Source organism: Limnovirga soli (genome assembly GCF_013106755.1).
Lineage (GTDB): Bacteria > Bacteroidota > Bacteroidia > Chitinophagales > Chitinophagaceae > Limnovirga > Limnovirga soli.
In genome coordinates this window covers 160,173-183,402 of record NZ_WHPF01000001.1, presented here as the reverse complement: position 1 = coordinate 183,402, position 23,230 = coordinate 160,173, and the positions used below count along the sequence as shown (strand labels likewise).

General features: G+C 39.7%; 20 protein-coding genes. 6 read left to right on the top strand and 14 right to left on the bottom strand.

The genetic code is table 11. The annotated features are described in order from the left end of the window. The first annotated feature begins 10 nt into the window (after nucleotides 1–10). Both GD597_RS00685 and GD597_RS00680 read left to right on the top strand, forming a co-directional pair. Nucleotides 11–1,714, top strand: a complete 1,704-nt coding sequence (locus GD597_RS00685; RefSeq protein WP_171605865.1) for a GMC oxidoreductase — start codon at nucleotides 11–13, stop codon at nucleotides 1,712–1,714. 199 nt (nucleotides 1,715–1,913) lie between these two features. Next, nucleotides 1,914–3,062: a Gfo/Idh/MocA family protein gene (locus GD597_RS00680; protein WP_171605864.1), complete on the top strand. Its 1,149-nt coding sequence runs from the start codon at nucleotides 1,914–1,916 to the stop codon at nucleotides 3,060–3,062. Between the two features lie 120 nt (nucleotides 3,063–3,182). Here GD597_RS00680 and GD597_RS00675 read toward each other — a convergent pair whose 3' ends face one another. The 3 genes from GD597_RS00675 to GD597_RS00665 all read right to left on the bottom strand — a co-directional run bounded on the left by GD597_RS00675 (nucleotide 3,183) and on the right by GD597_RS00665 (nucleotide 6,544). Continuing rightward, entirely contained in the window at nucleotides 3,183–4,418 is a 1,236-nt protein-coding gene (locus GD597_RS00675) for an MFS transporter (RefSeq protein WP_171605863.1), read from the bottom strand. An 18-nt stretch (nucleotides 4,419–4,436) separates the two neighbouring features. Next, entirely contained in the window at nucleotides 4,437–5,120 is a 684-nt protein-coding gene (locus GD597_RS00670; RefSeq protein WP_216368483.1) for a DedA family protein, read from the bottom strand. Between the two features lie 161 nt (nucleotides 5,121–5,281). After that, the gene (locus GD597_RS00665; RefSeq protein ID WP_171605862.1) at nucleotides 5,282–6,544 is read right to left on the bottom strand and encodes a dicarboxylate/amino acid:cation symporter; all 1,263 of its coding nucleotides are present in this window, start codon (nucleotides 6,542–6,544) and stop codon (nucleotides 5,282–5,284) included. Nucleotides 6,545–6,687: 143 nt separating this feature from the next. On the opposite strand from GD597_RS00665, the gene GD597_RS00660 reads away from it, so the two are divergent. From GD597_RS00660 to GD597_RS00650, 3 genes are all read left to right on the top strand, one after another. Further along, a complete protein-coding gene (locus GD597_RS00660) occupies nucleotides 6,688–8,208 on the top strand; it encodes an amino acid permease (RefSeq protein ID WP_171605861.1) in 1,521 nt (506 codons plus the stop codon). Between the two features lie 323 nt (nucleotides 8,209–8,531). Then, a complete protein-coding gene (locus GD597_RS00655; protein WP_171605860.1) occupies nucleotides 8,532–9,254 on the top strand; it encodes a YebC/PmpR family DNA-binding transcriptional regulator in 723 nt (240 codons plus the stop codon). Between the two features lie 73 nt (nucleotides 9,255–9,327). Continuing rightward, complete coding sequence (locus tag GD597_RS00650) at nucleotides 9,328–9,756, top strand: thiol-disulfide oxidoreductase DCC family protein (RefSeq protein ID WP_171605859.1); 429 nt, start codon at nucleotides 9,328–9,330, stop codon at nucleotides 9,754–9,756. A gap of 3 nt (nucleotides 9,757–9,759) precedes the next feature. On the opposite strand, the gene GD597_RS00645 is transcribed toward GD597_RS00650, so the two are convergent. The 5 genes from GD597_RS00645 to GD597_RS00625 form a co-directional block, all read right to left on the bottom strand. Then, complete coding sequence (locus GD597_RS00645) at nucleotides 9,760–10,995, bottom strand: 4-hydroxy-3-methylbut-2-enyl diphosphate reductase (protein WP_171605858.1); 1,236 nt, start codon at nucleotides 10,993–10,995, stop codon at nucleotides 9,760–9,762. Nucleotides 10,996–11,075: 80 nt separating this feature from the next. Continuing rightward, nucleotides 11,076–11,999, bottom strand: a complete 924-nt coding sequence (locus GD597_RS00640; protein WP_171605857.1) for a diacylglycerol kinase catalytic domain-containing protein — start codon at nucleotides 11,997–11,999, stop codon at nucleotides 11,076–11,078. Beyond that, complete coding sequence (locus GD597_RS00635) at nucleotides 11,996–13,018, bottom strand: SPFH domain-containing protein (RefSeq protein WP_171605856.1); 1,023 nt, start codon at nucleotides 13,016–13,018, stop codon at nucleotides 11,996–11,998. The genes GD597_RS00640 and GD597_RS00635 overlap by 4 nt, the downstream gene beginning before the upstream one ends. A gap of 188 nt (nucleotides 13,019–13,206) precedes the next feature. After that, complete coding sequence (locus GD597_RS00630; protein ID WP_171605855.1) at nucleotides 13,207–13,803, bottom strand: HD domain-containing protein; 597 nt, start codon at nucleotides 13,801–13,803, stop codon at nucleotides 13,207–13,209. Nucleotides 13,804–13,997: 194 nt separating this feature from the next. Next, a complete protein-coding gene (locus GD597_RS00625; protein WP_171605854.1) occupies nucleotides 13,998–14,456 on the bottom strand; it encodes a type IV pilin protein in 459 nt (152 codons plus the stop codon). 229 nt (nucleotides 14,457–14,685) lie between these two features. On the opposite strand from GD597_RS00625, the gene mnmA reads away from it, so the two are divergent. Continuing rightward, nucleotides 14,686–15,789, top strand: coding sequence for a tRNA 2-thiouridine(34) synthase MnmA (gene mnmA / locus GD597_RS00620; RefSeq protein WP_171605853.1), 1,104 nt, complete (start codon nucleotides 14,686–14,688; stop codon nucleotides 15,787–15,789). A 159-nt stretch (nucleotides 15,790–15,948) separates the two neighbouring features. Here the strand turns inward: mnmA and GD597_RS00615 are convergent, their stop codons facing one another. The 6 genes from GD597_RS00615 to GD597_RS00590 form a co-directional block, all read right to left on the bottom strand. Further along, on the bottom strand, nucleotides 15,949–18,735 hold the full coding sequence (locus tag GD597_RS00615) for a CHAT domain-containing protein (protein WP_171605852.1): 2,787 nt from the start codon (nucleotides 18,733–18,735) through the stop codon (nucleotides 15,949–15,951). 98 nt (nucleotides 18,736–18,833) lie between these two features. After that, on the bottom strand, nucleotides 18,834–19,082 hold the full coding sequence (locus GD597_RS00610; RefSeq protein ID WP_171605851.1) for a hypothetical protein: 249 nt from the start codon (nucleotides 19,080–19,082) through the stop codon (nucleotides 18,834–18,836). A 60-nt stretch (nucleotides 19,083–19,142) separates the two neighbouring features. Then, nucleotides 19,143–19,319, bottom strand: coding sequence for a hypothetical protein (locus tag GD597_RS00605; protein ID WP_171605850.1), 177 nt, complete (start codon nucleotides 19,317–19,319; stop codon nucleotides 19,143–19,145). Between the two features lie 61 nt (nucleotides 19,320–19,380). Next, nucleotides 19,381–20,097, bottom strand: coding sequence for a hypothetical protein (locus tag GD597_RS00600; RefSeq protein WP_171605849.1), 717 nt, complete (start codon nucleotides 20,095–20,097; stop codon nucleotides 19,381–19,383). Nucleotides 20,098–20,218: 121 nt separating this feature from the next. Next, entirely contained in the window at nucleotides 20,219–20,806 is a 588-nt protein-coding gene (locus GD597_RS00595) for an RNA polymerase sigma factor (RefSeq protein WP_171605848.1), read from the bottom strand. A gap of 470 nt (nucleotides 20,807–21,276) precedes the next feature. Beyond that, complete coding sequence (locus GD597_RS00590) at nucleotides 21,277–23,223, bottom strand: protein-disulfide reductase DsbD family protein (RefSeq protein ID WP_171605847.1); 1,947 nt, start codon at nucleotides 23,221–23,223, stop codon at nucleotides 21,277–21,279. Between the last annotated feature and the right edge of the window lie 7 nt (nucleotides 23,224–23,230).

Below are 23,230 nucleotides of genomic sequence, written 5' to 3'. Positions count from 1 at the left end.
ACACTATCGTATGGGAAATAATAATACTGCCGGTAACACATTTGATGCTATCGTAATTGGCTCTGGCATAAGTGGTGGCTGGGCAGCCAAAGAACTTGCTGAAAATGGCCTGAAAACATTAGTGCTGGAACGTGGCCGTGATGTAGTGCATTTAAAAGATTATCCTACCACCAATATGGAGCCCTGGGAATTTGCCCACCGAGGAAATATTACCGCAGCCGAAGCGGAAGCCAACCCCGTGGTTAGTAAATGCTATGCCTTTAAAGAAGATGCCAAACATTTCTTTGTAAAAGATCAGGAGCATCCCTATATACAAACCAAACCATTTGATTGGATTCGTGGATACCAGGTAGGCGGTAAATCATTGCTTTGGGCCCGCCAAACCCAGCGCTGGAGCGACTTTGACTTTGAAGGTCCGGCCCGTGATGGTTTTGCTGTTGACTGGCCAATACGGTATAAGGATATTGCCCCATGGTATAGTTACACCGAAAAATTTGCCGGTATCAGCGGCAATAAAGATGGGTTGGCCACATTACCCGATGGTGAATTTCTGCCACCACTTGAATTAAGCTGCGTAGAAAATTATTTTAAAGAAACGGTAGCAAAAAATTATAAAGACCGTCATGTAATTTATGCCCGGTGCGCACATTTAACCGAGCCGCAACCCATTCACCTGCAGCAAGGCAGGGTGCAATGTCAAAACCGCAATTTATGTCAGCGCGGATGCCCTTTTGGAGGATATTTTTCCAGTAATGCAACAACCATTCCCTGGGCGCAAAAAACGGGTAATCTTACGCTAAAGCCTTTCTCTGTTGTACATTCTATTATTTACGACGAGCAAAAAAATAAAGCCACCGGCGTAAGGGTGATAGATACCAATACCAAGGCAATTACGGAGTATTATGCCCGTATTATTTTTGTAAATGCAGCAGCTATAAATACCAATATTATTTTATTAAACTCTATATCTCACCGTTTCCCTAATGGGTTGGGCAATGATAGCGGCGTATTGGGAAAATATGTAGCATTTCACAATTACAGGGCCCGTATTTCGGGTACTTATGAAGGGTTTATGGATACCAAAACCGAGGGTGGCCGGCCAACCAGCGCTTATTTGCCCCGTTTTAGAAATGTAGAAAAACAGGAAACCAATTTTCTTCGTGGCTATGCTTCCGGTTTTTATGCTGGCCGTTCTCCTTATAGTAAACAGGATGGTTTTGGTGCCGATTTAAAAAATAATCTGGAAAAAATGGAATGGGGTCCATGGCGTGTAGGCTCGCACATGATGGGCGAAACCATTCCCAAAGAAACCAATACCATTACCCTCGATGCCAATGCTAAAGACCCCTGGGGTATACCGCAGGCTGCAATCAATATTAGTTACGACGATAATGACGATAAAATGGTGGCCGATTACCAGGAGCAGCTTACCGAAATGTTTACCAAAGCAGGGTTTACCGATATTAAAACCACCGATAACAAACAGGCGCCAGGATTGGATATTCATGAAATGGGTGGTTGCAGAATGGGCAACGATCCTAAAACATCCATGCTAAACAAATGGAATCAATTACATGCATGCCCCAATGTTTTTGTAACCGATGGTGCCTGTATGACATCCACTTCCACACAAAACCCATCTTTAACCTATATGGCATTAACGGCCCGTGCCTGTAATTATGCCATATCACAAATGAAAAAGGGAGAACTGTAATTGGCTTTAATTGGGTAGCCAATCGATAGTATATGCATCAGGCATCCGTTGCGTCGCACTCTTGTACGTTTGGTACACTATGCAGCAACTGGCAGGTTTGTAATAGTGTATACTACCAGTGCGGTGTAAATATTACCAACTCTTTTTTGTAATATTTACCCATAATACCGTACTAACAGCATGAAACAATTTAGCTTTTATGCAAAACTTATCCCGCCGTTCTTTTCTGCAAAACCTGAGTAGGGGCGCCAGTGCTGCTGCACTAAGTTTACCCGTACTCCATTCCGCAGCCCAAATCAAACAACCAATATATACCGGCAAAAAACTGAATATAGCTTTATGCGGTTTAGGCAATTATGCAGAGGCCCTGGCATATGGCTTAGAAAATAGCCAATACTGCCGGCTGGCGGGTATTGTAACTGGTCACCCTGCCAAAGCAGAAGCCTGGCAAAAGCAATATGCAATTCCAGAGAAAAACATATACAATTACCAGGATTTTGATAATATCAAAAACAATGCTGATATAGACCTGGTGTATGTGGTGCTACCCAATGGTTTACACAAAGAGTTTGTGTTGCGTGCTGCCAAAGCGGGCAAACATGTAATTACTGAAAAGCCAATGGCTACCTCAGTAGCAGATTGCGATGCCATGATTGCTGCCTGCAAGCGTGCCGGTGTGCAATTGGCGGTGGGGTATCGCCTGCATTACGAGCCTTATCATTTGGAATTGAAAAGACTGGGGCAAGAAAAAGTGTTTGGCGAAGTACGTTATATTGAAGCAGCACTGGGATATAAAACTTATGATGAAGCCAAAGCATTGGCTGGTGTAGATTTTAATGACCAGCAGGAATGGCGTTTAAATAAAAGCTTATCCGGCGGCGGGCCTTTAATGGATCTGGGTATTTATTGTATTCAAAGCAGCCGCTATGTGTTGGGGAAGGAGCCGGTTGCGGTAACTGCACAATTTAGTAAGGCAAGAAGTGCAAAGCTTTTTGCGCAGGTGGAAGAATCTATCACCTGGCAAATGGAGTTTCCGGGTGGGGCAGTTTGTAATGCTGCCAGTTCTTACGGATATAATATTGACCGCTTTTTTGCTTCGGCGGATGAGGGAACTTTTGAGTTGAGTCCGGGACTAAGCTATGGCCCTTTTGCAGGTAAAACCAGTAATGGTATTTTACATTTTGAGGATATAAACCAGCAGGCAACCCAATTGGATGCTATTGGAAAATTAATTTTGGAAAATACACCATTACCTGCACATATAACCGGCGAAGAAGGAAGAAAAGATATACGTATTATTGAAGCTATTTACCGGGCTGCCAATACTGGCCAAAGAATTGAATTGTAGACATAAACCTAATTATGGGCAGGCAAAAAAACGAGTGGTATGACACTGTGGTTTGTATTTTTTGCTGCATAAAGTATCTAACCGTACAAGAGTGCGACGCAAGTAAAGCTGATAGTTGCGTTATGCCGGGCTCACAATTTCCTGCTCCAGATAATTAAGGTCTTTGCCAAAAGTTTCCTCGGTGAAGTAGGCGGCAATAACAGCAATTACCATTACAATAATACCGGTAATCCAGCCGCTGGTAATATAGTCGAACCTCCCCTGCAAACTGGTGAATAGTAGTGCAACCAATGGTAAAGAACCGCGAACCATATTGGGTACGGTGGTGGCTACGGTGGCGCGTATATTGGTGCCAAACTGTTCTGCCGCCATTGTTACAAATATGGCCCAGAAACCTGTGCCAAAACCAAGTAAGGCGCTGGCCAGATACAGCATATTTACGCTGGCACCTTGCAGATTAAAATATAGCACCATACTAAGTGCGGTAAATGCATAAAAAAGATAGAGCGCTTTTTTGCGGCTGCGCAGCCATTGACTTACCAGGCCGGCAAATACATCGCCAATTGATATGGCAACATAGGCAAACATAACAGATTTGCCGGGGTCGATTGTACCCTGAATATTCATTTTGGTACCAAACTCTTTGGAGAAGGTGATAAGAATACCAATTACAAACCAGGTAGGTAAACCAATTAAAATGGCTTTCAGGTATTTTTTAAAACGCCCTCCGGTAAAAAGCATTAAGAAATTGCCTTTGGATACATCGGTATTTTGAATGGTTTTAAACATGGTAGATTCTAATACACCCACACGTAATAAAAGCAACATAAAACCTAAACCGCCGCCAATAAAATAGCAGGTTCTCCAATCAAATTGTTCTTTCATGAAAAAAGCTACTACTGCGCCGGTTAGTCCAAGCCCTGCTACCAGTGAAGTGCCAAGGCCACGTTTGTCTTTTGGCAATAGTTCTGCAACAAGTGTAATCCCTGCACCCAGTTCTCCGGCAAGGCCAATACCGGTAATAAAACGCACCAACGCATATTGATCAACCGTTTGAACAAAGCCATTGGCAATATTGCCCAGAGAATATAAAATAATAGATGCGAATAATACTTTCAATCTTCCTTTTTTGTCGCCCAAAACGCCCCAAAGAATACCGCCTACTAATAAGCCAATCATTTGTATGTTGATGATAAAAAGGCCGTCGTGGGCTATTTGATCATCGTTCAATCCCAAAGATTTTAATGAAGGAATGCGGATAATACTAAAAAGCAGCAGGTCGTAAATGTCAACGAAATATCCCAACGCCGCCACAATAACAGGCAGAGAAAACACCGTGTGTTTTTGTTGATTCATGGCAAAACGGTTAGATATTTAAACGGTTGGTTTATTTTTTTCTTTTGTAAATATTTTCACTAAAACCGGGGCGGTAGTAATAAACACAATACCAAGTACAATTATTTCGAGGTGTTGTGTAAGGTCGAACTGATAATGTTCTAAAAAGAATTTATATAGGTAATGCCCGGCCATTAACATAGATGATACCCAGGCAATAGAGCCAATAATATTAAATGCTACAAAGGTTTTCTTTTCCATGCCCACAATACCTGCCACAATAGGTGCAAAAGTTCGTACAATGGGTAAAAAACGGGCAAACACAATGGCGCCGCCACCATGTTTATCGTAGAATTCTTTGGCCTGCACCAGATAACGGTGTTTGAATAATAATTTATCGGGCCAGCTAAACATGGCGGGGCCAATTTTTCTTCCAAACCAATACCCGGCAAAATTGCCTACTATACCAGCAATAGAACAGAGTGCTACTAAAATCAGGAGGCTTACAAAATCGGATACATGGGTGGTATCGTACAAATAATCAATGAGTTTATTGCTAAAAATGCCAGCTACAAAAAGCAGCGAATCGCCTGGGAAAAAGAAGCCAACCAATAAACCAGTTTCGGCAAAAATGATAAACAACAGTAGCCAAAGCCCACCATTTTCAATATAGAACTGTGGTTGCAGCAATTCATGCCAATCGAACATTAATAAGTGTATCATAAAATTTGATGCTATTATTGGTGTACTATTCTAAACTGCTTTAATGTTTTTAATACCTAACTGCAGGCAAGAATACGCTATATTTTAAGCAATATACTGTTTAGAAAATTAATCATGCAGTTATGCACAGCAAAATTGTTTTACGGATAATACAAATTGGGTTAAGATATTTCAGCCATTGTAGTATCTGCATTTTCCAGTGAGCCTTCCCATTTGCTTACTACGCTGGTGGCAAGTGCATTGCCCAGTACATTCGTCATACTGCGAAACATATCGCAGAAATGATCAATTGGTAAAATAAGTGCAACACCCTCAGGCGGAATTTTAAACATGCTGCAGGTGGCCAGCACAACTACCAGGGATGCCCTTGGTACCCCGGCAATCCCTTTGCTGGTAAGCATTAGTACCAGCAGCATGGTTAGCTGGGTACCCATGTCTAGATCAATGCCATAAGCCTGTGCAATGGCAATACTGGCAAAAGTCATATACATCATACTGCCATCCAGGTTAAAAGAGTAGCCCAGTGGTAATACAAAGGCAACTATTTTGTCTTTACACCCAAAACGTTCCAGTTCTTCTGTTAGTTTTGGAAAAACGGCTTCGCTACTGGTAGTGGTAAAAGCAATAATTAATGGTTGAATAATATGCTCTAGTAATTCGGGCATACGTTTTTTCAGCACAAGAAAACCAACTGTAATTAACACAGCCCATAAAGCAGCAATACCTATAATAAAATACAGAAAATATTTGGCAAAGAATATAAATATACCCAGACCATTAATAGCTATAACGGCAGCTATGGCGCCAAAAACTCCTACAGGGGCGAATTTCATTACATAGTTTACCATGGTAAGAATAATATGTGCCACTGCATCCAGCCCTTTTACCACTACTTTACCTTTTTCGCCCATGGCAGCAGTAGCTATACCAAAGAAAATACTGAAGATAACTATCTGCAATATTTCATTGTTGGCCATGGCTTCCAGCAGGCTTTTGGGAAATACATGCTCCACAAAGTTTTGAAGGGTAAATGTTTGTGTTTTGCCTGCCAGGTCTTTTACACTTTCGGCACTGGCACTGCTAAGGTCTAAACCGGCGCCGGGTTTAAACAGGTTTACCAGCAACATGCCCAGCAATAAACTCATTAACGAGGCAGAAATAAACCATAACATGGCTTTGCCCCCCACGCGGCCTACCGTTTTTAAATCGCCCAGTTTGGCAATACCTACCACCAGAGTTGAAAATACCAACGGGGCAATAATCATTTGTACCAAACGCAGAAAAATGGTAGTAAGCAGTTTAATATTGGTGGCAAAGGATTGTATAAAATCATCAGCAGCATAGGTATGTACGGTATAGCCCAACACTGCACCTGCTAACATGGCAAAAATAATATAGACAGTAAGTTTTCCGGATGATTTCATAAAATGGTGTATTTATCCATCCGCAATATATGATTTAAAATTATTCAGCTATGCGGGAAACACATTCATAAAAGATTTGCAGCCGAACAAAAAGAAATCCTTATTTTGCCAAATCGTAATTACAAAATTTTAACCAACTGTATATGAGTTTATTTGTAAAAAAATCAATGTCATCGCTGATGTCGCAGGCGGGTGACTCAGAGAAGGGCTTAAAAAGAACACTTGGAGCAGGCAATTTAATTGCATTGGGTATTGGTGCCATTATTGGAGCCGGCCTTTTTGTAAGAACCGCAGCTGCTGCAGGGGAGCATGCTGGTCCTGCCGTAACGCTTTCCTTTGTAGTAGCCGCAATTGGTTGTGCCTTTGCCGGTTTATGTTATGCAGAGTTTGCTTCCATTATTCCAATTGCAGGTAGTGCTTATACTTATGCCTATGCCACTATGGGCGAGTTAATTGCCTGGATTATTGGTTGGGCCCTAATATTAGAATATGCTTTAGGTGCTGCCACTGTTTCTATTGCCTGGAGTGAATTTTTAAATAAACTGGTTGGAGGCAGTATTCCCTATGAATGGTGCCACTCGCCTTTTGAAAGCGCTTTAGATGCCAATAATGTGTTGCATACCGGCTATATGAATGCACCTGCATTACTTATATTATTAATGATTTCTGCCTTACTTATCAAAGGCACACAGGAGTCTGCCACTGTAAATGCAATTATTGTAATTATTAAAGTATCCATCGTATTGGTATTTATTGCTATTGGCTGGGGCTTTATCAATCCTGCCAACCACACGCCTTATCTTATTCCGGCAGATGCACCTGCTGCATTAAAACCGGATGGCAGCATGTACTCTTATTCTGGATTTTTTAACCATGGATGGGGAGGTGTATTAACCGGGGCCGCCGTTGTATTCTTTGCATTTATTGGTTTTGATGCGGTATCTACAGCAGCGCAGGAGGCAAAAAATCCTAAAAAAGATATGCCAGTTGGTATTTTGGGTTCATTGGTAGTTTGTACCATTTTATACATTTTGTTTTCTTATGTATTAACTGGTGTAGCTCCATATACCGATTTTATTAAAAGTGGTAAAGAAGCTTCAGTAGCATATGCTATCGAAACCTATATGACGGGTTATGGCTGGCTGGCTAAATTGGTTACCGTTGCCATTCTTGCAGGTTTCTCATCTGTAATTCTGGTAATGTTAATGGGCCAATCAAGGGTATTTTATACCATGAGCACTGATGGCTTATTGCCAAAAGCTTTTGCAGCATTGCATCCAAAGTTTAGAACACCTTACAAGTCTAATATTATACTATTTGTATTTGTGGGTTTATTTGCAGCTTTTGTTCCGGGTAGCGTAGCAGGCGATCTTACCTCTATTGGTACCCTGTTTGCATTTGTGCTGGTATGTGCCGGCATTATGATTCTGCGTAAAAAAGATCCAAATCTGGTGCGTCCGTTTAAAACACCATTGGTGCCATTGGTACCCATTTTAGGTATGGTGGTTTGTACTGCAATGATTATTAGCTTACCAAACGAAACCCTTTTCAGCGCTTTTGTTTGGATGTTGCTGGGTTTAATTGTGTATTTTATGTACAGCCGCCACAACAGTAAATTGAAGAATATTGGCGAAATTTTGCCAAAAGCCAACGATTTTGAATAATTGAATTAAATGCATAGCAAAAACGCCTGGTAAAAGCCGGGCGTTTTTTTTGGTTGGCAGGCTCGTTGCTAAAAGCTAATTTTGCAGCCGCTTAAGCAGGTAATTGTGTAACAGGCAGTAGATTAAGCATGAGGCGGCGGTTGTGTCACTCACTTGTACGGCAACAAAAATTGCAGCTAACATTTGGGTATTTACTGGCAATTGTGCAGGATATTTAATTGCTGCCATAAAAGTGGAACCCTAAACCGAGCGTGGCAAGCGGCGATGCCATAGTATTAAAAAGCCGGTAACATAAATTGTATTATAAACTATAAACATACATCATGGGAAGGATATTTGAAGTACGTAAAGCCACCATGTTTGCCCGTTGGGACAGGATGGCAAAACAGTTTACCCGTATAGGTAAAGAAATTGTAATTGCTGTAAAAGCCGGCGGACCAGATACTGCTACCAACCCCGCTTTGCGTCGTTGTTTTCAAAATGCCCGTAGTGTGGGTATGCCAAAAGACCGTGTAGAGGCCGCCATTAAAAGGGCCATGGGCAAAGAAATGATTAATTACGATGAAATACTTTACGAGGGCTATGCTCCGCATGGTGTGGCTTTGCTGGTAGAAACCGCTACCGATAATCATGTACGTACCGTAGCCAATGTAAAAAGCCATTTTAATAAGGGCGGCGGTGCATTGGGTAATAGCGGCAGTGTAAGTTTTCAGTTTAAGAAAATGGGTGTGTTTAAATTAAAACCAGAAGGACTGAATATTGAAGAGCTTGAATTTGAACTGATAGATTTTGGTTTGGAAGAAATGGGAGAAAGTGCGGATGATGAGGGTAATACTATTGTGGTGTTACGCAGTGCTTTTGTAGATTTTGGTAAATTGCAAAAAGCATTGGAAGACAAGGGTTTAACACTGGTAAGTTCTGAACTGGAATGGATTCCCACCACCACCGTACCCGTAACCGATGAACAAGCAGAAGATATAAGTAAGCTGATTGACAAGCTGGAACAGGATGAAGATGTGAGCAAGGTGTTTCATAATATGGGTTAATGGTATTTACTTTATGATATTGCTAAGAGGTTGATATTACAGTCAGCCTCTTTTTTATATATAACTTTGCCATATGTTAGCTTCTACAGAAACACAAACAAACCCGGTTATATTATTTGATGGTGTATGCAACCTTTGTAGCAGCAGTGTGCAGTTTATTATAGAACACGATCCGCAAAGGAGGTTTAGATATGCTTCGCTGCAAAGTGCTTACGGACAAAAGGTAATGCAGCAATTTGGTTTACCCGCAGGGGAGTTGAATTCTTTTATTTTATACCAGCAGGGTAAAATATACACCAAATCTACAGGTGCATTAATGGTAGCCAAACAGCTAAATAAGTTATGGCCAATATTGTATGGGTTTATTATTATTCCGCCATTTATACGCAATGGGGTGTATGGCTTTATAGCGAATAACCGTTATAAATGGTTTGGTAAAAAAGATGCCTGCTGGCTGCCCACCCCTGAGCTTAGAAAATTATTTCTAGATACCGCTGCTTAGCACTTAAGCTTCAATGCCAAAACTCGCAGTAAGTGTTTCTATGGCGTTGTTTGCATTAAAAAAGCCTGCCAGTTTTTGAATTACTTCTTCTACCAATGCATCGGGGCAACTGGCGCCACTGGTAATTAATATTTTTACAGGGGTATTTGCCGGTAAGAAATTATGGGTAATATATTCTTCTTTGGTTTGCCAGTTACAGTGCATAATAGATGATGCGGATAAAATTTTATCAGCACTATTAATAAAATAGGTTTGCAGTTTTTGCTCGCACAATTCTACCAGGTGCGATGTGTTGCTGCTATTATAACCGCCTACTACAATCGCCAGATCGGCAGGTGTTTCCAGTAAACCGCTTACCGCCGTTTGATTATCGTTAGTGGCATAGCAAAGAGTATCTCTGGTATCGGCAAAGCGTTCTCCAATAGTAGCATCGGTTAGGCCAAAATGTTGTTTAATGGTTTGTTTAAGAAAATCGGCTATGGCTTGTGTATCGGTAGCCAGTTGGGTGGTTTGGTTTACCACACCTATGCGCTGCAAGTCTTTGGCGGCATCAAAACCATCTGCATAGCGGCCTTTAAATTCTCTATAAAAATCAGCACTATCTTTTTCGCCGGTAATATAGGCGGCCAATGCTTTGGCTTCCTGCATATCGTTTACAATAACAGTAGGCGTATAGGAAGAGGCATGCGAGAAAGTAGCCCTTGTTTCTTCATGTTTTGGTTTGCCATGTACTATAATGCTATAGCCTTTTTGGGCAATTTGTTCGCTACGGTTCCATACTTTTTCTACAAAGGGGCAGGTGGTATTGTATTTGGCGGTGGCAATGCCCTTGCTGTTAAGCATGGCTTCAATTTCAAGGGTGGTGCCAAAAGCGGGAATAATTACCACATCATCGCCGGTAATGCTTTCAAATGGAATTACCTGTTTACCATAGGTATCTTGCAAAAATTGCACTCCACGGGCAATAAGATCGGCATTTACCTGTGGGTTATGTATCATTTCGCTTAACAGAAAAATGCGTTTGCCTGGGTTCTCGTCAATGGTATTAAAGGCAATTTCTATGGCATTTTCTACACCATAGCAAAAACCAAAATGGCGGGCCAGGTAAATATGCAGGGGGCCAAGATCTAGCAGGGTAGGGCTATAATCTTTTTTTAGTTTATCCTGTTGTTTGCGTTTATTTTTTATAGCGCTAATAAGGTTACTACGATATATATTGGGCACATTAAACTGCTTCATAACACTCAAATATTATTCAATCTGTATAATAACGGTTGCGAAGGTAAGAAAGTTGGGTAAGTAAGAATTTACTCAGGTGTTTATAAGGGAATTACAAGTGTAGCAGTTTTTGAAGATAGCCCTACCGTAGCAATTGCTCCACTATTAAACTGTAAAAAATCGGTTTCAATTCCATCGCTAAATATTACTCCATTGGCAGGCATCTGGGATTCTATCACAAGCTTGTTGCTATTATTTAAAAAACCCGCATTTATTGATATTTGTGATCTTTTGCTTTTAAAGGGCTCTCTTACAGCAAATAATAATTCATTTTCCTTCAAATCCGGCTGTTTAATTTTCTGCTTTTTATCGAAAATGCCGGCAATGCCATATGCCATATTAAATACAGAGCTTAGCCAGCCAGTACTTCCTGCTTTAGTAGAAATAATAATACCACTCGATGAATGTTCTTCTGTTTGCTTTTTAAATGTGATGCTGTACCTTGACGAAACATGGGTTGCCGAACCTATAAAAAGATCGTTAAATGCAAGCAACGTTTGTCCGTCTTGAAGTTTGACTTCTGCAAAAGCAACAGTTTTATATTTAAAATCTTTATTTATTACGCTTTGAACAGCAGCTTCAAAATTGTTTATATTATATGGTAGAAGTACCCCGTCATATCTTTTTTCATCTGGATTTACGGCTATTATTGGAATGCCATTAGCATATTTAGCAGTATTGGCTACAAGCCCATCTTGACCTATTACTATCACCACATTTTTCTCGGAGAAAATATATGACGGTATGAAATGTCTTTCAACCGTCTTGTGTTTTATAATTTTAGAAAGTTTAGTTTGCAAGTTTTGTAAGGCAAGGTGAAATGTCTCATGCTCTTCAAAATAATCATGATAATTTCCTCCAGACCGTTCAATATAAAACTTTGCCTGAGCCTTTGTATTAAAGCGTTCAATCAGAGATTCAAGCCTTGTTTTATTTTTTACAATAATGGCATATTCAATATTCATTTCTTGCTCTCTTTCTTATCATTTAATAAGGAATCCAAAAGTTCCGGGCTAATGTTTAGGTTGCCAATTTTATGTGCATTTTCTGACAGTTCTCTAAAAGCCAATGCAATATTGAATTTTGGATCTTGATTATTTTGTAAAGCGGTTAGGGTTTTCCAATCTAATTCTTTGTATGGTTTCAATGTTGTTTCTAAAACATATCCTTGTGTATCGGCTTCATTCTTATCGTTCTCATTTTTTTGCTCCATTAAAATTTTTCTTTGTTTCTCTATAGCAATATTCGTTTCAAGCTGCATTTCTTTTAGTTTTCTGTCGTTTTCCGCTTTTTGTACATCAGATTCCATTTTCTTCTCTGCAATTTGTTTTTGTTTTTCTTCAATTGCTATTTCGGTATTTAATTCTGATTCTTTTATTTTTCGCTCTTGTTCAACCGCAAAATTTCTCCGTTCATATATTGCCTGGTCTGCCTCTTGTTGTAATTTTTCTCTTGTTTCAGTTTCTAAAGCTCTTGACATTTCCGGTGTGGCTGTAATGGCCAGAATGTTTGAGCCCAAAATATCAATACCCAAAAGGTTAATTGCCTGAGAAGCTTTTAACCCTTCAGAAATTCTTTCTTCAATGGCTTTTGCAGATCGAATAGCATCTTTTAGTTTAATGTTATGTACATATGAAGAAATAGCAGTTTGCGCTTCGTTAATAATACGCTGATTTAATTTTTCAATATCGTTTTTCTTGTATTGTCCATTGTCTGCAACCGTAAAATCTAAAATATCAGCTAGCGTTTTAGGGTTGTTTATTTTATAACTTATTTGCCCTTGTATACTTACAGTTTGGTAGTCGTTCGTAGATTCGTTAAAAATAAATGGCAAATCGTTACTGCCCATTGGTATGGCTACAATAGAACTGTTAGGTGTAAAGTAGAAAAAAGACAGCCCCCTTCCTTCTCTTTTTATATTCCCATTTTTAAAGTGCAAAACATAGGTCATCGAATCGAACTTGATGTGTTTTATTCCAAACATGGTTTAGTGTTTATATAAGAAGTTAATGAATTGAAAATATGAAAAAGCCTGCAATTTGTATCCAATTAATGAGCTTATTTTAGTGTGACTCTAATTACATTAAATGCTGCTGTTGGTTATGCGGTACAAGAGTGCGACGCAAGTAAAGCTGCTTATTGTTTGCTGCCGGGTACATAAATAACCTGCTGTTAAACAGTTGCCTGTTTTGCAATAATAAAAGCAATCAGGTCGTCTAATACAATGCCGGCACGGGTACAGGCATCGGCAATATCTTCACGGGATACATTGGCGGCAAAAGTTTTTTCTTTCAACCTTTTTTTTACGCCTTTTACATCCATCGCTTCATAACGGTTGGGGCGCATAAGCGCATAAGCATGAATTAAACCGCTTAATTCATCAAAAGCATAGAGCATTTTATCCATCCGGGTTACAGGTTCTACGCCAAAGTATACATGTCCATGCGATGCAATGGCCCGTATAATTTCGGGGTCTATATTACGGCTTTCCAGTTCTTCAATAATTTTTCGGCAATGCTCGGTGGGCCATTGGTCCCAGTCGGCATCGTGTAATAAACCTGCCATTTCCCAGCGCCATTGGGCGGCATCATCCAGCATTTCGTGTTCGGCAGCCCAGCAGCGCATTAAATGGCCTACCTGTAACATGTGAAGCTGTAGTTTTGGGTTTAAAACCCAGCTATTAAATAATTGCATGGCTGCATCGCGGGTTAATACGTTGCCGGCATTGGCAGCATTGCCAAAACTTGTTCTGCCTAACTGTAAAGACATATTGAAATTTATTTTTAAAGAGGCATGAAATTAAACAATGCATCAAATATAAACTTGCCGGATGCAAAATTTAAAGACAGAATTATTGGCCGGGCAAATGGAGGGCTATTAGGCTTTACTTGCGTCGCACTCTTGTGCGACAGTAATTCTTTTCGGCATTCGGGTAAAGGCAATTATTGATTATTGTAAAAATGTTAATCAGGAAATTTTTCACCGGTAAGTTTTTGAATAATCCCTTCCAGTAATTCTTTTACTTTATCATTTTGGTTATCTTTTATTTGTACAATTAATTGTATACATTCCTGAATTTTTGTGTTAATCTGTTTTTTATCAGCAGCATCCAGGCATTTTGCTTTTTTGGCTGCTTTAAATTTAATTAGGGCATCATCCATTTTTTTACCAATTTCTGCAGCAGCATGATCGGTTGCAGGGCCACTGGTGGTAGCTCCGGTTATATCGGCCTTAATGGCATCCAGAATAGCTAGTAAATCTATAATTTTTGACCTGCAGTTAGCATCAAGAATAGAGGAAAGCAGTAAGCCGGCTAAAATGGCAATTATGGCTACCACTACCAGTATTTCAATCAGGGTAAAATACAGGTATTGCTTCCTTTTGCGTTGCCATTGTTGCCATATGGTTGAGCTTGCGAGCATATATAAATGTATTCATTTTGCGAATTACGCTCAATTAAATTAGGGTTTGTTTGCCACAAAAAGTCGAATTCCGATTCTAGGCCCTCAACTTATTGGGACAAACTGGGTATACAAAAACTGCCTTTTACGGTAAAGCCTGACCGATAAAATTTCTTATAACGAAACACCGGCAAGCGGGCCAATACATTGGTGCTCGCAGCTAAATAGTACCTTTGCCAAAATTTTTGTAATGAGCCGTAAAGGAAAAGTGATGGTGGCAATGAGTGGCGGAATAGACAGCACCGTGGTAGCCCTGATGTTGCATCATGAAGGATATGAAGTGGTAGGCATAACTATGAAAACCTGGGATTATGCCACTAGCGGCGGCGGACATAAAGAAACCGGTTGCTGTAATATTGATAGTTTTAATGATGCCCGGCAGGCGGCAGTGCATCATGGGTTCCCCCATTTTATACTGGATATTCGCGAAGAATTTGGCGATTTTGTAGTAGAAAATTTTGTGGAAGAGTATATGGCCGGCCGCACACCCAACCCCTGTGTTATGTGTAATACACATATTAAATGGCGTGCTTTGCTAAAAAGGGCCAATGCCCTGGATTGCGATTTTATTGCTACCGGGCATTATGCCAATGTATACCAGGCGGCCAATGGCAGGTATGTAATTAGCAAGGGTTTAGATGAAACCAAAGACCAAAGCTATGTGCTTTGGGGGCTAGATCAGGAATTGTTAAGCCGCACCATTATGCCATTGGGTAAATACCGTAAAACTGCCATAAGGCAAATGGCTATAGATTATGGCTACCCCGAGCTGGCAAAGAAAAGTGAGAGCTACGAAATTTGTTTTGTACCCGATAATGATTACCGTGGCTTTTTAAAACGCAGGGTGGAAGGGCTGGAAGAATCTGTTGCCGGAGGCTGGTTTGTAGATAAGGAAGGCAAAAAATTAGGCCAGCATAAGGGTTATCCTTTTTATACGGTAGGTCAGCGTAAGGGGCTGGATATCGCATTGGGTAAACCGGCGTATGTAACGGCCATTCATCCTGATACAAACACAGTAGTATTAGGAGATGAAACAGACCTGGAACAAAATGATATGACGGTTACCAGACTAAACTGGATTAAATATCCCGGCATTACCGATGGGATGGAAGTAACCACAAAAATTCGCTATAAAGACAAAGGTGCAATTAGCACGCTATACAATGATGCGAATGGCATTAGGGTAAAATTTTACGATCATGTAAAAAGTATTGCTCCAGGCCAAAGTGCTGTTTTTTATGAAGGCGATGAAGTAATAGGAGGCGGCATTATACAAAAAGGCTGGCTGCTATAATGGATATATTAGAAAAATCATGAATCCCGGTTTGTTTACCGGGATTTTTTTTGAAAAGAGATGAAGTAAAGCCAATCTCTTTAAACAATTTCATGAATGAATAGGGTGCTTTTTTGGGTGCATTATCGTAAAAAATCAGATCTATTATAAGTATGACCTCTACTTAAACAGTATTTGATTTTTCTTTTTTATAAAAACAAAAATCATTACCAGCAGAACTGCTGCCAGTGTGGCCAAAAAATACCATGCGGTGTTGTTGTTGTATAATGTTATTGCATCTGTATTTCCTATCAGCACCATATTGGCCCAAAAATAGGGCAGCGATTTTTCGTTATCTATATTAGCCATAAGAAAATCCAGCTTGGCTTTGTGAAGCGCTTCGTCCTTTTTTAAACCTGCAGCCAGGTATTTATGAAACTGCGCTGAAATGGTATAAATAGAAGTTTCTTCTGCCTGCCACAACGTAGCCGATACGGAGGGTATGCCGGCAGATGCAAAGCCCCGGGCCAAACTATAAATACCTTCTCCAGTTGCATTTTTGCCCACATTGGTTTGGCAGGCACTTAACACCACCAGACGTGTAGCGGGGTTATGTATCATTTGCAATTCAGATAAGTTAATGGTAGTATCCTGCATATACAACACAGGTTCTTTTCCTGATGTGTCGGCACTGGCATGGGAGAAAATATTTGCAACAGTATAATTACCCAGCTGCAATAAAAAATTCTTTTTACTGGCATCTGTATAGGTGTACAACAAGGTATTATTGTAATTGCCTGCAGAATTTTTTAAAGCAGTTGCAGAATTGGTAAGTGATTGCACCGCCAGTTGTTTATTAAAGTCTACAGGTGCAAAACCAATAAAATTACCTTTAGCGGTACCTGTTTTATTTTCCTTTAAAAGAAAAGTGGCTGAATAGGCATAGCTGAATATATAATCATATAACAGAAACCGGCTACCAAGGGTATCGCTGCAAAATGATTCAAAGGGTAATAAGAAGTTATCAGAGCAAATAACCACTTTTCCCTTTGGCAATTGTAGTGGCTCAAAAATGGTTTTATATAATTGGTTAGAGCGGCTGGCGAATTCACTAAAGGTATTGTTAAGTGCATTCTTATTGGCACATAAGCCCAGGTATTGGTTTACTATTTCTTTATTAAAGGTCTGTCCGTATAGCTTTGTTAAAACGGTATTTTTTGCCGTAATGGCAAGCATATAGGTTACCGTATCATTCATAAAATAATGCACAAAGCTTTGGCGGTTTAAGGCCAGCTGTTGTTGCAATGTTTGTAATGATGGCACCGCATCAGCATATTTATATTGGTAATAAGCTGGATATTTTACCTCGAGTGAATGAATAAATTTTTCGAATGCGGCATATTGTGTAAAATAGGCAGTTTGTAGCGCATTGTACCCTTTGTTTGTAACTGGCATATTAGCCATTTGCTGTTCAGCTAGTAAAATTGCCGACCTGAATTCCTGCTCCTTTTCTGCATCTTCGGCCGATAATTGTAATGAAGCATCCAGTTCATTGATATTATCATTCAATAATACCGATCTGCTTCTTTCCATAAAATAAAATGCGCTGCTGCTATTCTTACTCAGGTAGCTTGCTTCCAGGGCAAGCGTAAAAAAAGCCCGGGTGTAATCACGCCAGTAGAGTTTGCTTTTTTCACCAAATTGTTCATGCCTGGTTTGGGTAATAATTGAATCTGTAAGCATGCAGGTGCGTACACAGCAATTAATATATGCCTCGTTTTTAGTGGAAAGAAAAAGTTGTAATAATAGAGCTGCTTTACCAGTAAAAATAGTAATAGATAAATCCTTATTGCCAATATTGGCAACGCTTTTAAATAAAGGTGTTTGCAGGATACTTGTATCGATACTATTTAGACTGGAAATGGTTTTGTGATAAAATTGAATTGCTTCTGTTATTTTTTTTTGATGAAAATTTAATTCCATCAGGTTATTAAAAGCCCATAGCTTTTTGGTTAGGTTACTGTCTTTTTCAGCGTATAACAATGATTGTAAAAAGCAATTTTTTGCTTCCGTAAAATTGTGTAGTTTGTTCATGTAAAACTTACCATAATCACTATAGTCGCCGGCAATTTGGGCTATTTTCTGAGGATTGTTTGGATTAGATTTTATTCTTGCACTTAATGATTCTTTGAATATTTTTTTTGCCCCTTCCAGATCATTGTTCTTTTCATATATCATGGCTTTAATTTTTAGGGCACTTGCCAATGAATATTGGTCATTAATTTGGGTCGCAATTTTTATGCAATTCTCGGCCTCGGAGATTGCCTCCGGTATTTGATTTTGAAAATACAGGGATTGTATTTTTTGATTCAGCAAATCTAAGTATGCTGAATCAACCTTATTGGCAAGTTGCAAAGCAAGGGTACTCACCTGGTTACATTTTTGATAATCACCTGCTAAAAAGTATAAATAAGCTACGTGTGATTCGTTAAAAGCAATTTGCCAACGCATATCGGGGTATTTTTTGGCAATGGCAGATGATGAATCAAAATAAGCGATTGCTTTATCGTAACTCAACAGATCTTTATAATAGAAACCGATATTGGAATAACTCTTTGCCAGCAATTTTAGATTACTGCCTGTTTTTAACCTGGTATTTATTTCCACCGATTTTTTTGTGAATGCAATGGCGTTGGGATTATTATAATTTCCTTTGGCCTCATACAGCCCCAATTTATGGTAAAGCAAAGCCAGTGTGGTATCTGAGGAAAGAGCGTATTTTTCAGCCTTATTTTTTAACCGGTATAATTCCGTAAGAATTTCTTTAGGTTCCTGATCTGAACTGGCGGAGTTGTTTATTTCCTTATAGAGTAGGGCTGAGCTATATTTTTGTGCACGACTGATTGTACCATTTAACAAACATATCAAAATGGTAAAAAGGATGAGTATAAATTTTGTGCTTTTCATAAATGGAAAATGAATACTGAATATTTCCACAGGTGCTAAAAATGAGCAAGCACCCGTTTTAAATGGGTGCTTGAAATCAATATCAGTAATGCCCATATTTATTTGGCATTTCCTTTTCGTGTACTGCTATCTACTTTTTGTAGTTTTAATTTTGATGGTCCGCCACCAGGAGAACTGGTATCGCTTATTGCAGGTTTTATCCTTGATGGTCCTCCGCCGGGAGAACTTGTGTCGCTGGTGGTACTGGTGGTTGATTTTGTACCAGGATTAACAGGGCAACCAGTTAATACAATGGCGCCTATAACAGCTACCAGGGCAAAACCAAATTGAATAACTATCTTTTTCATCGGTAAATCATTAAATAGTTTTGTAAAGCATTAATCCCCCTGCCGGAAGTTTTTTTTTGACTATTTGCTTGGGCCGCCTTTTGGGGCACTACCATCGGTAGCGGCAGCGGCAATAACACCTGTGTCACCTTCAATTTTAGTGGTGCTTCTTAATATTTTTACCAATACACCTCCAATATAAATAAGTGTTATTAGTATGCCACCTTCAATAATGGTTTGTACTGTAACCTGTTCCATAGTTGTTTAGTTTTTATGATTGATGATACTTGAAAATAAGCATATATGTGCTTTGTTTTTATTAAAATTTTTCCAACAGCGCAGCTGCATCGCTATTACCTGCTTTTTTATCTGCTACAATGTTGCCAAGCAATTCTTTCGCTATGGCCCTGTCATCGCCTTTATTTCTTTGTATTAAACTAATGGCTTTTAAAATCGGGCCTTCATTTTTATACAATGGTAGGGCTGATAGAACATCAAAACAACTAATAGCACTATCGTAGTTCTTTAATTGCATATAGCACTGGCCTTCAAATTTTTTGGCATCGGTATTTACAATAGAATCCTTGTTGATGCTGACAAATATGGGCAGGGCTGCACTATATTCTTTGTTTTTAAATAAAGTAATGGCTGTTTGAATTTGATCGTGGCTGGCATCCATTGTATTGCCGCTGGTATATTTTTCCTGTACCTGATTGGCCAATGCCTCCAGGCTTTGGGCTGAGTTTAAAAAGGGAAATGCCACCGCTATCAACAAAGCTGCTGCTACAGCATATTTTATAAAACTATTCATCGCAATTACCGGCTTTTTTGTTACCGCAGGTATGGTTGCCTGCTTCCAGGCAGCTTGTTTTTGGGCAATTAATGCTTCCCGCAGGGCTTCCCGGGTAAGTGCATAAGCAGCTACTTCTTTGGCAAAATCGTTATCTGTAGTACAGCGTAACTCAAATACCTTTTTTTCTGTTTCATTAAGGTTATTGGTAAAATAATCCTCAATATATGCTATGGTTTCTATCATAATTGTAATTGTTTGTTTTTCAGGATGGATTGTATTGTTTGTTTTAAATAAATACTTTTTGCTTAACACCTTTCAAAAGGCAGTCGTTGTATTGCTTAAAACAAGTGGCTTACAGGTATTGCTAAAATCGTTGCATAATACTGCTCATTCTTTCCCGCATTTTTTCTAAACAGCGTAAACGGGTGGTTTTGGCCACGGCTGCACTGTTATACTGTAATTCTGCTGCAATTTCCCTGTCGCTAAGCCCATCTTCAAAAAGCAATAAAATTTCTTTGCATTTTTCTCCAATGGTTGCCAGTTGTTCTTTTACGGCTGATCTTTTTTGATCGTCAATCAATTTCTCAATCACATTTCTGGAAGCATCGGGTAATTGCCCTAATAACTCCGGAATAGTGGTGTTTTGATGTACGCTCTGTTTATTAGTCGTAGTTTTTCTAACAAGGTCAATACATTTATTAGAAAAAATTTGAAACAGATAGGTTTTAAATGCCGAACGACCGTCAAACTGGTTGTTTATTATGTTGTGAATAGCAGAAATAAGGGCATCGCTGTAGGCGCTAAAGCTGTCGTCGTAGTTAAGATTATATTTTCGGCAGCCTTCTTCAATAAAATAGCTGTATTGACCATACAATACTTTTTCCTGTACGGTTCTTTCTTTGTAGCCGGCTTTTAAGCCTGCCAATATAAATTGGTCTTGCTCGTTACTCATAAGTTGGGCCTACAAGTTAGGTAATTCAATAATTCATTGGTGGGTGCAGCAATAAGTTGTGTAATTAATTTTTGTTTTCCGTTGGCCAAATGCCTGCATATATTATTTTTAAGGTATTTATCCAAGGCGTTTTTTGGGGCAATGAACCTGTTGTAGCTGTATTGGCAAAAGTTGCGGCTATCCGTTACTACTCCGCCACACCCCCTAACCCCCTTAAAGGGGGAACCGCCAACGCACATAGTCTTCAGCGGGGTATCCACTGCTATCCGCCTGCCCTTCAGCGGTTATAACTTTTATCAGCTGTTGTATACCGGTTTTTAATAATTATTGGTATTGCTGCTGCATAGTATTACTGCAGTACAAGTGTGCGACGCAAGTAAAGCCGCCCCTTATTTTTAGATGGGCCCCAAAAAAATAATTTGCATAAAAAAAGCTACAATTAGGTTGTAGCTTTTTTGTGTGTATAACGCTTATTTGCTAAAACTTTCTTTGCCGCAGGTTAGCCATTCTAAATAAGTAGCAGCATCGGGCGTATAGCCAACGGGATGGTTAATCAATTGCTCTTTACTGTTTAGAATGGCATATAAAGGCTGGGTTACCTGATTAAAATTCTCGGCCTGAAATGTGGCCCACATATCTCCGGCCGTTTCTATTGGCTTTTGTGCACCGTCTTTGGTGGTATAGGTAAACCTTTGCTCAACAGGCAGCTTTGCCTTATCATCCACATACAACGATACGAGGATATAGTTGTTTTTGATGTATTCCAAAACGGCTGGCTGGCTCCAAACATTTTCTTCCATTTTGCGGCAGTTTACGCAGGCCCAGCCGGTAAAATCTATTAATATAGGTTTGTTTTGCTCTTTTGATAATTGCAGGGCTTTTTGATAATCATTTACCACATTGGCTTCCAGGCCCTTGCCTTTTACATTGTCTTTACCATAAATGCTATACGATAATGGCGGCGGAAAACCGCTAAGCAACTGTAAATTAGCATACTTGCCCGGCGTAACTCCCGGCAACAAATAAAGGGTAAAGCCTAGTGCTATAATGCCCGCCAATTTGCGGCCCCTGCCAATTTTCATGCCCTTATAATCGTGTGGTAAACGCAAAATGCCAAAAAGGTACAAGGTTAAACCGGCGCCGATTAATATCCATATGCCAATAAAAACTTCTCTTTTTAATAAGCCCCAGTGCATAACCAGATCGGCATTGGATAAAAATTTAAAAGCCAGTGCTAGCTCTGCAAAAGCCAATACTTTTTTTACGGTATCTAACCATCCGCCCGATTTTGGCAGCGATTTTAACCACTCAGGAAATATGGCAAATAAGGCAAATGGCAATGCCAGTGCCAAACCAAAACCTGCTAATCCGCTGGTTAGCGGCCAGGCTCCACCGCTAAGCGAGCCTACCAATAAAGAACCTAAAATGGGGCCGGTACAGGAGAATGATACTATGGCCAGCGTAAGGGCCATAAAAAAAATACCCCCTAAACTACCTAAACCACTTTTGGCATCGGCTTTGCCGGCAATACTGCTGGGCAGGCTTATTTCGAAAAAGCCAAAAAAGGAAATGGCAAAAAATATAAAAATGATAAAGAATACAATATTTAAAGTGGAATTGGTACTAATATTATTAAATATCTCCGGGTTTACATTGCCCAAAATATGAAATGGTATGCTGGCCAAAATATAAATTAGCCATATAAAAAAGCCATATAAAACGCCGTTTTTAATGGCCTGCTGCCGGTTTTGAGAACGTTTGGTAAAAAAGGAAACGGTAACAGGTATCATGGGGAATACGCAAGGCGTAAGCAAAGCAATTAGTCCGCCCAAAAAACCCAGAAAGAAAACGGAAAGCAAGCTGTTATTGCTAACAGGCGTATTGGTTGCGCCGCAATTATTTAAAGGTTTGGCAATATCGATGGTCGTAATCAGCAATTGGTTATTGGCTGTTGCTGCTGCTTTACCACCTTCCAGCGTTGCGTTGAAGTTAAATTCAGTAGTTTGAAACTCATCTTTTTTGCCCAGATTAGCGCTGACAGTGCCTTTTAATACTGCAGGTACAAACCCGTTTATGGTAATTTGCTGATCAATGGATAGGGCGCCGTTGTATACTAAAACAGATTTATTTTCCCAAATAGGGTCATTTATTTGGATGCTTTTACCTGTATATTTTGCCTGATTGCTATTGTGAATATTTTCCAAACCGTAGGTAAATACAACCGGTGTTAATCCGTCGATATTGGGATTGTCGCCATAGAGATTCCATCCTTCTGGAATGTTGGTAGTTGCGGTAAGCTGGTAGGTGCTATCGTTTATGCGTGTTGCTTGTACACTCCATTCTAATAAGTTACCAGATTGGGCAAATGAGTTAAGTACTGCTGCAAATACCAGCAATACCAGAATTAGTTTTTTCATGGTAGCA